Source organism: Peribacillus deserti (assembly GCF_002863585.1).
GTDB lineage: Bacteria > Bacillota > Bacilli > Bacillales > DSM-1321 > Paraperibacillus > Paraperibacillus deserti_A.
The window spans coordinates 1-11902 of the sequence record NZ_PGUY01000026.1 but is presented as its reverse complement, the minus strand read 5'-3'; the positions used below and the strand labels follow the sequence as shown (position 1 = coordinate 11902).

General features: G+C 42.1%; 11 protein-coding genes and 1 other annotated feature. All 11 genes read right to left on the bottom strand.

The features are described from left to right. Positions 1 to 228 precede the first annotated feature (228 nt). Positions 229 to 2985 (bottom strand): isoleucine--tRNA ligase, encoded by a 2757-nt coding sequence (ileS, locus tag CUU66_RS08750; RefSeq protein ID WP_101641308.1) that lies wholly within the window; start codon positions 2983 to 2985, stop codon positions 229 to 231. A 75-nt stretch (positions 2986 to 3060) separates the two neighbouring features. Beyond that, positions 3061 to 3290: a binding site (T-box leader), on the bottom strand. 60 nt (positions 3291 to 3350) lie between these two features. Beyond that, the gene (locus CUU66_RS08745) at positions 3351 to 3854 is read right to left on the bottom strand and encodes a DivIVA domain-containing protein (protein WP_101641307.1); all 504 of its coding nucleotides are present in this window, start codon (positions 3852 to 3854) and stop codon (positions 3351 to 3353) included. 91 nt (positions 3855 to 3945) lie between these two features. Further along, the gene (locus CUU66_RS08740; protein WP_101641306.1) at positions 3946 to 4719 is read right to left on the bottom strand and encodes a YlmH family RNA-binding protein; all 774 of its coding nucleotides are present in this window, start codon (positions 4717 to 4719) and stop codon (positions 3946 to 3948) included. Positions 4720 to 4825: 106 nt separating this feature from the next. Then, entirely contained in the window at positions 4826 to 5089 is a 264-nt protein-coding gene (locus tag CUU66_RS08735; RefSeq protein WP_101641305.1) for a YggT family protein, read from the bottom strand. A gap of 6 nt (positions 5090 to 5095) precedes the next feature. Beyond that, positions 5096 to 5536 (bottom strand): cell division protein SepF, encoded by a 441-nt coding sequence (locus tag CUU66_RS08730; protein ID WP_101641304.1) that lies wholly within the window; start codon positions 5534 to 5536, stop codon positions 5096 to 5098. A 21-nt stretch (positions 5537 to 5557) separates the two neighbouring features. After that, positions 5558 to 6226: a YggS family pyridoxal phosphate-dependent enzyme gene (locus CUU66_RS08725; protein ID WP_101641303.1), complete on the bottom strand. Its 669-nt coding sequence runs from the start codon at positions 6224 to 6226 to the stop codon at positions 5558 to 5560. Then, a complete protein-coding gene (gene pgeF, locus CUU66_RS08720; RefSeq protein WP_101641302.1) occupies positions 6213 to 7052 on the bottom strand; it encodes a peptidoglycan editing factor PgeF in 840 nt (279 codons plus the stop codon). Before pgeF ends, CUU66_RS08725 begins: the two co-directional genes overlap by 14 nt. Positions 7053 to 8105: 1053 nt before the next feature. Continuing rightward, positions 8106 to 8375: a YlmC/YmxH family sporulation protein gene (locus CUU66_RS08710; protein ID WP_101641300.1), complete on the bottom strand. Its 270-nt coding sequence runs from the start codon at positions 8373 to 8375 to the stop codon at positions 8106 to 8108. A gap of 422 nt (positions 8376 to 8797) precedes the next feature. Then, positions 8798 to 9577 carry an RNA polymerase sporulation sigma factor SigG gene (sigG, locus tag CUU66_RS08705; protein ID WP_101641299.1) on the bottom strand — a complete coding sequence of 260 codons (780 nt, stop codon included), beginning with the start codon at positions 9575 to 9577 and terminating at the stop codon, positions 8798 to 8800. Positions 9578 to 9753: 176 nt separating this feature from the next. Next, on the bottom strand, positions 9754 to 10473 hold the full coding sequence (gene sigE / locus CUU66_RS08700) for an RNA polymerase sporulation sigma factor SigE (RefSeq protein WP_101641298.1): 720 nt from the start codon (positions 10471 to 10473) through the stop codon (positions 9754 to 9756). A gap of 32 nt (positions 10474 to 10505) precedes the next feature. Then, entirely contained in the window at positions 10506 to 11426 is a 921-nt protein-coding gene (gene spoIIGA / locus CUU66_RS08695; RefSeq protein WP_257967939.1) for a sigma-E processing peptidase SpoIIGA, read from the bottom strand. Between the last annotated feature and the right edge of the window lie 476 nt (positions 11427 to 11902).

Genomic DNA, 11902 nt, shown 5'->3' with positions numbered 1-11902 from the left:
ATTTTGCCTTTTAATGGCGATTGGCTTATGACCGAAGGTGTCAGTCCGGAGCTGGACAATACCCGCTACTCCCGCAGGAGTCTCGCACCTTACATTCCAATTAACCTGTTTTAAAATAGAATAGGTTCACAGAACTTAGTAAAAAACAACAATCTTTTAGAAAAGAACAAAAAAAATAGAGAGCTCAGCTCTCTATTTTCATTCCCTTGAACAATCAAAGGGATCAGATTAATTATGGCTAATCACGTCCGCACATCGTTTGCAAAGCGTCGGATGTTCAGGAACGGAGCCCACTTCTTCTTTAACATTCCAGCAGCGCTCACATGTTTCTCCTTCAGCCGCAGTAATAACAAGGGAAGAATGCTCTAGCTTCAATGCATTTTCAGGAGCTTCATCTACATCTCCTGCAATTTCAAACTTCGATACAATAAACAACTGATCAAAGCTTTCGTCGATGCTTTCAAGCAGCTCTCTGCCTTTAGCGTTCACATACATTGAAACTTTTGCATTTAGTGATTTACCGATTATTTTTTCATTTCTGGCCACTTCCAATGCCTTAAGGACATCGTTTCTAAGCTTCATGAATGCATTCCATTTTTCTTCAATTGCGTCTGCATTAGGCAGTTCCTTCTCTTCTGGCATATCTGTCAGCTGTACGCTTTCCTCTGCTGCTTCAGGAACGAATGCCCAAACTTCGTCTGCAGTATGGGAAAGAATTGGAGACACAAGTTTTGACAGGGAAACAAGAGATTCATACAGGACGGTTTGAATCGCTCTGCGCTCGGCGCTGTCTGCAGCTTCACAGTAAAGAATGTCTTTTGCATAATCAAGATAAAATGCACTTAGGTCTAATGTACAGAAATTATTGATCGCATGGAAAATTCCTGCGAATTCATAATTTTCATAAGCCTGTTTAACCTGTTTAGTCAGCTTATTCAGCTTCACAAGCATATACTGGTCCACTTCACGAAGAGAATCATATGCAACAGCATTCTTAGAAGGAGTAAAATCAGCCAGGTTCCCCAGCAAGAATCGGAAAGTATTACGGATCTTTCTATATACTTCCGCTACCTGCTTAAGAATCGCATCTGAAACCCGTACGTCTGCCTGATAATCCACTGAAACTACCCAAAGTCTGAGGATATCAGCCCCAAGTTGATTCATGACTTTGGCAGGAACCACAATGTTGCCAAGAGATTTACTCATCTTTCTTCCTTCTCCGTCAAGGACGAAGCCGTGGCTTAATACTCCTTTATATGGCGGCTTTCCTGTCACAGCCACTGCAGTGGATAGAGATGAATTAAACCAGCCGCGGTATTGGTCAGAGCCTTCAAGATATAAATCCGCTGGACGCTGCAGGTCATCACGTTCTTCAAGTACGGATTGGTGAGAAGAACCAGAATCAAACCAAACATCCATGATATCTGCTTCTTTGGTGAACCTGCCGTTCGGGCTGTCAGGATGAGTATAGCCTTCAGGAAGAAGGTCTTTTGCCTCTCTTTCAAACCAGATGTTAGAACCGTGTTCACGGAACAGATTTGACACATGTTCGATCGTTTCATCCGTGATGATCGGCTCGCCATTTTCCGCATAAAATACCGGGATTGGAACGCCCCATGCACGCTGTCGGGAGATACACCAGTCACCGCGGTCGCGGACCATATTGTAAAGTCTTGTTTCACCCCAGGCTGGAACCCATTTCGTTTCTTCGATTCCTTTTAACAGGTCATTTCTAAAATCTTTGATGGATGCAAACCATTGTGCAGTAGCACGGAAGATGGTTGGCTTTTTCGTTCTCCAATCATGTGGATAGGAGTGAGTGATGAAGCTTAGTTTCAATAAAGCCCCTGCTTCTTCGAGTGCCTGTGTAATCGGCTTGTTAGCTTCGTCATAGAATAATCCTTCAAGGCCGGGAGCTTCTTTAGTCATGACACCTTTCTCATCAACCGGACAAAGCACGTCAAGGTTGTACCTCTGTCCGACAATAAAGTCATCTTCCCCGTGGCCTGGAGCCGTGTGGACACATCCTGTTCCTGCTTCAGTCGTTACATGGTCCCCAAGCATCACTAATGAATCACGGTCATATAAAGGGTGTTTAGCTACAATGTATTCGAGATCTGCGCCTTTTACTTTCTTTTCAACTACAGCGTCTTCCCAGCCGATCACTTCTGCTGCCTGCTCGCGCAGTGCTTCAGCAACCACATATTTTTTCCCGCCTGCAGCCACTACACTGTACTCAAGGTCCGGGTGGACAGAGATGCCAAGGTTTGCAGGAATGGTCCATGGTGTTGTAGTCCAGATGACAATTTCGGTGCCTTCTTCAAGAACACCCTTTCCTTCTTTTACTGCAAACCCAACATAGATGGATGCAGAGCGCTTGTCATAATATTCAATTTCAGCTTCAGCAAGTGCCGATTCACTGGATGGTGACCAGTATACCGGTTTAAGCCCTTTGTAAATATAGCCTTTCTTTGCCATTTCACCGAATACCTTGATTTGCTGTGCTTCGTATTCAGGCTTCAATGTGATATATGGATTATCCCAATCTCCCCTGACTCCAAGGCGCTTGAATTGTTCACGCTGGCTGTCAATCTGACCGTAGGCATACTCCTCACATAATTTGCGGAATTCCGCTACAGTCATTTCTTTTCTCTTAACGCCTTTCTTTGTCAGCGCCTGTTCAATTGGAAGACCATGTGTATCCCAGCCGGGCACATACGGTGCATTAAAGCCGGACATGGATTTATATCGGACGATCACGTCTTTAAGGATTTTGTTAAGAGCGTGTCCCATGTGAATATCGCCATTAGCATACGGCGGTCCGTCATGAAGAACAAACATAGGTCTGTCCTTAGTACGCTCTTGTACCTTTTTATAAATATCAGTTTCTTTCCATTGGCTTTGGATCTGAGGTTCCCTGTTAGGCAGATTTCCTCTCATAGGGAAGTCAGTTTTCGGCATTAGGAGAGTATCTTTATACTCCATTTTTCTTTTCCTCCATTCAAATAACTGGCGTTTTATAACAATTATTAACCAAAATAAAAAAGCCCACTCATCCCAAAAAGGGACGAGAAGGCTTTATAATTTCCCGCGGTACCACCCTAATAGACAAAATAAATTGTCCTCTTAAGCATTCGTAACGTGAATGATGCGCCTCATCTACTGCCTTACAGGTTCAATTCGGTACTCAAGGGTGATCTTCGGTTTTCTTCCTTCATACCAGGCTTTCACCGTCCCTGGCTCGCTTCATGAATGTTGAAGAAACTTACTGTCCCTCTCAGCGTATTAATCATTATAAGTTGTATCGTTAAAAAATTATAAGCGAGTCGGAAGCTTTCGTCAAGGTGCGTCTATTTTTCTCTGCTTAACTCTAGATCGGTTGCATCAATTTCATACTGCATAAGCTGATCCCAATCATCTGTCCTCAGCATGTCGAGCTGTGCTTCGATCAGCATTCTAAAGCGGGTACGGATCACTTTGGACTGTTTTTTTAAATCTTCAATATCCAAGGCAATTTTCCGTGCTTTAGATAACGCTTCATTGACGATCCGGTCTGCATTTTTTTCCGCTTCTTTAAGAATCAGTTTTGCTTCCTTCTGTGCATTTCGTTTAACTTCTTCACCGGCTTCTTGGGCAATCACAATGGATTTATTCAATGTGTCCTCGATGTTCGCAAAGTGCCCCAGACGATCCTGGAGGACCTCCAGCTTTTCTTCCATTTCCTTTTTTTCACGAAGAATCATTTCGTAATCTTTAATAATCTGGTCCAAAAACTCGTTTACTTCATCTTCGTCATAACCACGGAAGCCTTTGCTGAACTCCTTGTTATGTATATCCAGCGGGGTTAAAGGCATTTTCGCACCTCCAGAGCGTTTTCAGTCTAATATAATCATATAATACTATACTAAATTTCGACAGCCTATTTGTAAACCCTTCTGCTGTCTATTATTTTTGCCTGCCTGCTGTAACCCGCCATTTTTCCTTCTTCGTTCTTCCCTCAATCATCATGATTTTAAAGCGGCCGAAGCCCCGGGCAGAAATCACATCGCCTTCCTTAAGTTCAAACGCAGATTGTTCAGCAGGTTTCCAGTTGACTTTCACTTTGCTCTGCTCAATCAACATCTGCGCCTTTTGTCTCGAAAGCTTTGTTAACGAGGAAACAAGAGCATCGAGCCTCATGGAACTAACTGTGACAGAAAGTTCCTCCCAGGAATCTTTCAATACAATAATATCTGAAAAAGGGATCTTTCTAAGTGTGATAGATGATCTGCCGATTTTTTCAAGGTTGGCTGTCAAATAGGATTCAATTTCTTCCGCGGCTAAAAATTGAACGGTATCTTCATCAATCAGGACATCGCCAAATTTTTCCCTTTTTAACCCCAGAGACATTAAGCTGCCTAAAACCTGTCTGTGCTCAATTGCCACGAATTTTTTCGGATATACAACCTCGAATAAAGAAATATGAAAATCGACGTCAGCGGGAGTAAAATAGGATGGGCAAAGAAGCGCCCTTTTTCTTTCGGCATTCTCATTGCCGCCAAACGTGTATACCTTTACGTCTTCATCCTGGCCAATAATCGAATGTAATATATTCACTTCTCTTGGGTCTAAAAAATCCGTAAGCTTTGGAGCATAAAAGTCCTGAACTTGTTCTCTCCATCCCAAAAACAAGTCGATGAGCTCCTTTTCTTCCGGACGAAAGTGCTGATAAATACTCATAAAAGACTCCTTACCTATTTAAATCTTTGTGGGCATGCATATAAAAAAACCTTGCCAAATACAGAAATTCTGACAAGGGTCGTTCGCAGTATTTACTGCCTACAGCCTATGTTAACCAATCATAAAGCTGGTTAAGCCCGGATGCAGCAAAATTAAGTACCATGATGGCTATGATTGGAGAAATATCAATCATGCCGAGCGAAGGTATAAATCTCCTGAATGGCTCCAAATATGGTTCACATATTCTGGCAAGGAACTGGCCGATCGAGGTCTGACGGGCACCCCCGAACCATGACATTAATATATAGATGATTAATGCATATGAGTAAAAATGAAGCAATTTTCCAATTACACTGAAAAGAACATCCATTAAGACCTACCACCTCGCTTCTTCATACTCTTGTTCATGTCCAAATGCAGTGATCGTACCTGATACATCTACATTATCGGGTGTGCATAAAAAGATATTTGTCCCAATTCTTTGTATATCTCCGCCTAAAGCATAGACCGTGCCACTTAGGAAATCGACGATTCTTTTGGCCTGGTCATGATCAATTTTTTGAAGATTTACCACTACAGCACGCCGGTTTTTTAATTCATCGGCAACGGTCTGAGCTTCCGAATAAGCCCTCGGTTCTGCAAGGATCACTTTAGAATTTGGCTTTTGTACACTTTGAAGGCTCACCACATTCTGGTTTGGCTGCTTAAAGCCTCGAGATGGGCGTCTTTCTTCTATTTCTTCCTCCATGATTTCTTCCCTATATTCAACTTCATCATCAAGAGCAAAAAAAGATTTAAATTTTGAAACCAGAGTCATTGTAATTCCTCCTTTGAATTTTTAGCCAACTAAAGCAGTACCGATACGGATAAAGGTAGCCCCTTCTTCAATGGCAATATGAAAATCGTTTGACATGCCCATAGACAATTCTTTACAAGGAGAGTTTTCAATACTTAGCTGCTGTATTTTTTCACGGAGGCTCTTTAACTCTTTAAAACAATTCCTGATCCTATCTTCATCATCTGTTAGAGGTGCCATTGTCATAAGGCCCTCCACTATGATCTTATCATGGCTCTTTATAGCCCTTATAAAGTCCAGTACGTCGGAGGGGGACATTCCATGCTTTGATTCTTCACCAGATACATTCACCTGAATAAAGCATTTAATGGGTTTCACGGCCCTTTTTTGAATTTCGTCTGCCAGGGACAGCCGGTCCAGGGAATGTATGTACTCAGCCACATCAATAATGGATTTTACTTTTCTCGTTTGCAGAGAGCCGATAAAGTGCCAGACAGGCCGATCCTTTAACACTTCCCATTTTGCAAGCAGACCTTCATCACGATTTTCACCTAGATGGACCACTCCCGCCTCTAGTGCTTCTTGGGCCCTCTCTACACTCACATATTTTGTTACAGCAACCAGTTTAACCTCTTCTGGATTTCGTCCGCTTTTTCGGCAGGCGTCGTTTATTTTTTCTTGTATAGTCTTTAAATTGTCAGTTACCCTCAAATGAAGTATCCTCCTTCCAGCCGATTAAGCCCATCATACGGCCAGTTTTCCCAAGATCTTTACGATGGGAGAAGAAATGGTGATGGTGGCAGCTTGTACAGAGACTGGATATCTGAATGTTTTCTTCTGGAATCCCAGCCTTTTGTAGAATCAGGGCATTTAATTTCTTCAAATCTAATGCATATTGACCCTCTTTTATTAGATTATAGGGCTTTTTGTCAACTTCTTCTAGTCTATTTTTAGCGAAATTTATCACTCTATCGTCGACAACATAACAATCACTGCAAATAGAAGGACCAATTGCCGCAAAAATCTCTGATGCTTCTATGCCCTCCTCCTGCCAAATTCTAACCATTTTTTCCCCTATGCCATGCACTGTCCCTTTCCAGCCTGCATGGGCAATGCCGATCATCCCTGTCCGAGGTGCTGCAAAATAAAGCGGGACACAGTCTGCAAAGCACAGCGTTAGCAGTATGCCCTTTTGATCGGTATATAAGCCATCCGTACCTTTGAAGGATGATTCATATTCTCTAGCACCTTTCCCCCGCCCGTCCGGATGTACCTTTACAATTTGAGTCTCATGAGTCTGCTCAGCACCAGCCCATTGATCGAGAGGAAAGGAGAGAGCGCCAGCAAGCAGTTCCCTGTTTCTAACCACATCAGGCAGACTGTCCCCTACATGAAAACCGGTATTCAGCGTCTTAAATTCCTGACCGCTGACTCCGCCGTTTTTTGTCGTAAAGCCAGCAGTAAAAGATGGATTTTGATGGTCAAAAAACTCTGCACTAAAAAATCGTTCATTTATATGTAAAAATGGTTCCGCCATAGAAAAACCTCTATTTCCTAATGTTTTTTTTCAGTGTAACACAGAAAAGCGGAGGACGGTGCTTTTCAAACCCTTCTTAAATACACACTGCATGAAGATCCAACTATTAGTAAGAAATGAATTTTGGAAAAGCAGACACCTGATAAAGAAGACTCGCTGACTGGCGAGCGATAGCGAAGACAGAAGGGTAGTCGCACTTATGCGTTAGCAAGGCATAAGACGAGCGGCAGCGAAAGGCCGTTCTTGCCTTTTGATGGCGATTGACTTATGACGGAAGGTGTTAGTCCGCAGCTGGACATCCAGAAAAACGGAAAGCGGTGCCTGCCAATACCTAACTAATTTTAATCTGAATGAAGATGGTTTAAGTTACTACAACTATACAGCTAAGGCAGGCAGAGACCTGATAAAGTAGACTTGCTGATTGGCGAGCGTTAGCGAAGACAGAAGCTTAGTCGCACTTATGCGCAAGCAAAGCATAAGACGAGCAGGCCGTGAGAAGCGCCTTTTCTTCTCATGGACTGCTTGGCTTATGACTCGAGGGTCTCAGCTTGTAGCTGGACAACACAGAAAAGCGGAGGACGGTGCTTTTCAAATCCTTCTTAAATACACACTGCATGAAGATCCAACTATTAGTAAGAACTGATTTATTGAAAAGCAGACACCTGATAAAGAAGACTCACTGACTGGCGAGCGATAGCGAAGACAGAAGGGTAGTCGCACTTATGCGTTAGCCAGGCATAAGACGAGCGGTAGCGAAAGGCCGCTCTTGCCTTTTGATGGCGATTGGCTTATGACCGAAGGTTCCTTTTACACTTATAATTCAATCTTTACACTTAAATCTTAAATTTCACTCTTAAATTCGTATTTTCACTCTTAAATTCGAATTCTGACTCTTAAATTTCAAATCTCACTCATAAAAGGAGATTTACGAAGTTTAATGCACGGTGCTTCTTCTTCATTCTATGAAAGAGCCTGTGAATGAAGGAACCGCTGATTTAACATTAAGATAATTCCACTTATATTTCATGAGCTTTTGCGGTGCCCGGTAATATATTACTCTCCAGGATCGATCTTAAAAGGATTGATGGAGGTTCCCGGATTCACAAGAATGACATCAGTCCCAATTTTAATAATCTGGCTCCACGGAATGATCAACTGCTCTTCTTTATTGAACAGACCTGCTATTTTGCCGCTTCCAGTCACAATCAGCGATAATACTTTCCCTGTTGCTGTGTCGATTTCCAGATCCAGCGCCGTTCCGAGCTTTTTTCCGTCATGTATGGTAATAATATCTTTACTTTGGAACTCAGAGATTTTAAGCATCCAATTCAACTCCCCGGACTTTTTACAAGTATATGTACGATGAGCAAATTGAATGAAAAAGAAGGCTGATCCAGAGCCGCTTTTATTTTTAAGAGACCTCCACCTTCAAAATAAGTACAGTTTAGATGAGGGAAAACGAAAGAATATGACTAGACTTAAAGAACCTGACTTGGGAACCGGTTCCTCCTGTTTACAAGTGGAATCTGATCTTAGAACAACCTTTTGACCCATGCTGGCAGCTTTTTCACAAAAACAACTTCAGTTTACGGGCTCATTCACGCCGTTTGCAGCCATAATTTGTATTGAGAGTGCTTTCTTCGTGTGGTGATTATGACTTTTTTAAAAAGCAGCTTTATTTCCAATAAAAAAACCCGCTCCAAGATTCAGAAGCGGGGTTTTACAAGAATCGCACCATACGATCGTTAGTGCTGGATATTTTTATTCATTTGTTTGATGGCTGCTTTTTCAAGCCTTGATACCTGTGCCTGGGAAATACCGATTTCTTCCGCAACTTCCATTTGCGTTTTTCCTTGGAAGAATCGTTTTCTAAGGATCATCTTTTCCCGCTCATTCAGGCGGCGCATACCTTCTTTTAAGGCAATTTCATCTATCCAGAAGTTGTCCTTGTTTTTTTCATCACTAAGCTGGTCCATAACATAAATCGGATCTCCGCCATCATTATAGATCGGTTCAAAGAGTGATACCGGGTCCTGGATGGCATCAAGGGCGAATACGATTTCTTCATGTGGAACCTCTAAAACTTTTGCTATTTCCTCTGCCGTGGGTTCCCGCGAGGTTTCACTCATCAGCCGCTCCTTGACCTGGAGTGCTTTATAAGCTATATCCCGGAGAGAGCGTGATACTCTGATCGGATTATTATCACGCAGATATCTTCGGATTTCTCCGATGATCATGGGTACAGCATACGTCGAAAATTTTACATTTTGACTTAAATCGAAATTATCAATGGATTTCATAAGTCCAATACAGCCTACCTGGAATAAGTCATCTACATATTCACCGCGGTTATTGAATCGTTGAATAACACTAAGAACCAGCCTGAGGTTCCCATTTACCAGCTTTTCACGGGCATAATCATCGCCATCTTGCATTTCTTTGAAAAGTTTTCTCATTTCGTCATTCTTCAGAACCGGTAATTTGGATGTATCCACACCGCAAATTTCAACTTTATTTCTAGTCAATTCATTCCCTCCTAACAGGAGTGCTGTACAAAAAACAGTATCTCCTCGGGAGGGAAAAATATGCACTGGTTCCATTACCTAGAAAGGCGCTCAAAGATGCTACTACCGTCCGGAACCATATTTGGTAAGGGTTTGGACCTTAAAAAATTTTTGTTAAAATCGGGCTCGGGATTATGTTAAACCATTTTGTTAAATTCTTTCCTCAGTCTTTTAATAATTCTTTTTTCCAGCCTAGAAATATAAGATTGAGAAATGCCCAGCATATCAGCTACATCCTTTTGGGTTTTCTCTTCACCGCCAACCAGGCCGAAACGCAATTCCATAATCTGTTTTTCACGGTCTGTTAATTGATGCAGTGCTTTATTGAGAAGTTTTCTATCTACGTTCGCCTCTAAGTCCTTTGTAATAATATCCTCTTCTGTCCCTAACACATCGGATAACAGAAGCTCATTTCCATCCCAGTCAATATTGAGTGGTTCATCAAAGGAAACTTCAGATCGAATTTTATTATTCCTTCTGAGATACATAAGAATTTCATTTTCGATACAGCGGGAGGCATATGTTGCGAGCTTGATTTTTTTTTCAGGGTTAAAGGTGTTTACTGCTTTAATCAGCCCAATCGTACCGATACTGATCAAGTCTTCAATGTTAATCCCTGTGTTTTCAAACTTTCTGGCAATATACACGACCAGCCGCAGATTCCGTTCGATCAGCATAGACCTTGCTGTTTCATCACCGCCAGGAAGCTTATTAATTAATATCTCCTCTTCTTCCTTGCTTAAAGGCGGAGGCAGAGCTTCACTTCCCCCAATATAATAAATTTCATCGGTCTTTAATCCCAGTTTCATTAATAATTTATACCAATAGTAATTTAAACGGAGCAGCCACTTTCTCAATGTTTTTTCCTCCTTATTAGATAATTCTGATATTAAGACACACTTTTTATCGCTCCTGAAACCATCATCTTCGGGTGAATAATTGCGGCATACTCCATCTCAGGGGATAGCTGCTGAAGTGTAAATGAGACTAAGCACTTCTTCACATCTATCCTTTCATTGTCAACATATATCTCTACAATGTCGGGTCTAAAAGCAGGAAGCATCTGCTGATCGGATCCTATAACTTTGCTTGGAATCAGGCGAAGTCTGCCGGCCCACGGCAGATCATATACCGCGTCAGATTCCATGATTGCATTGGGATCCTTTAGCATAGTAAGCATCTCCGTTCCTATTTGATCTTCATAGCCTGTTAAAGAAAAGATCATGACGGGTGCCTGTGTTAATGGATCATAAAGCTGGTTTCCGCTGTCCACAAGACCGCTTGCCGATACTGTAAAATCATCGATTCTAATAACGACCTTTACCATCTTGTCAAACTTAATCTTCGTCATTTCCAGACTGTCTAAATTGCGTTTAGAAAACATCCATGCGACTGGGAAGCCTACGATTACAAAGAGCCAGCTGACCGGATCGCCAAATCCGTTCATTAGGTATGTAACTTTGGTCTGCATTGAGGTCATGTTGGATTGAAATAGAAAATGGACTCCCAGCATTGTCCCTCCTACTAAGAAGGTCAAGAGATACAAAGCCATTAAGCCTTTTATAAAGTATTTCAGTCTTCTATAGCCGAAGGCTGCCAGGGTCATAGCAATTGAGAATAAGAGCTTTGTTACAGGATGATCTGCCCAGGCATACAATGGTGTGAAATTTAATATGATGATGATAGAGCCGATGAATCCTCCTGCCCCAATTCTAATTAATGATATTTTTCTTTTTAGCAAAAGGGCTGCCCCTGTCAGGAGCAGTGAGTCAAATAGCAGGTTTAACAGCCAGATGACATCGAGATACATTACCAAAAACCTACCACCCCGTTCGGACATTACCGGTATGTTTTATTAGAAGTATATCGTACATCCCTTTTGAAATATGTCACTTCATGGGAGGGAAAGCAGGGTTTTTTTCGGACTTTTTTACGTTTATTGTCAGTAAAAAATGTGAATATCTTTTCAATAGAGCTGCCTGACATAGATGAAGGTCTCTGAGGGTCTCTTAAATCGGACAGGTACAGGGTTTTGCCCTATAGAAGAAATAGCGACTTTTTGTTTACGAGGGGGAAAAAACAGAGGGAAATTTAAAATAAAGGCTGTTTTCTCCAAACTTTGTTGTGAGTGAACCGGGGGGTTGATTGGAACGTGAGGATGCTCGCGGACCTAGGGGCGGGCGGTGAGCCTCCTCGGCTTAGCCTGTAGTGTCTAACCTGATCGAAAAGCGGAGGACGGTGCTTTTCAAGAAAAGATCCATCCAAAAGCTGAATGATGATCTTTTT

Coding starts and splice junctions, on each gene's coding strand:
- CUU66_RS08740 (WP_101641306.1), bottom strand. CDS start 4,719: ATGAGTATTTATCAGCACTTTCGTCCGGAAGAAAAGGAGCTCATCGAC.
- CUU66_RS08735 (WP_101641305.1), bottom strand. CDS start 5,089: ATGGATGTTCTTTTCAGTGTAATTGGAAAATTGCTTCATTTTTACTCA.
- CUU66_RS08710 (WP_101641300.1), bottom strand. CDS start 8,375: ATGCTTAAAATCTCTGAGTTCCAAAGTAAAGATATTATTACCATACAT.
- pgeF (WP_101641302.1), bottom strand. CDS start 7,052: ATGGCGGAACCATTTTTACATATAAATGAACGATTTTTTAGTGCAGAG.
- spoIIGA (WP_257967939.1), bottom strand. CDS start 11,426: ATGTATCTCGATGTCATCTGGCTGTTAAACCTGCTATTTGACTCACTG.
- ileS (WP_101641308.1), bottom strand. CDS start 2,985: ATGGAGTATAAAGATACTCTCCTAATGCCGAAAACTGACTTCCCTATG.
- CUU66_RS08730 (WP_101641304.1), bottom strand. CDS start 5,536: ATGACTCTGGTTTCAAAATTTAAATCTTTTTTTGCTCTTGATGATGAA.
- CUU66_RS08745 (WP_101641307.1), bottom strand. CDS start 3,854: ATGCCTTTAACCCCGCTGGATATACATAACAAGGAGTTCAGCAAAGGC.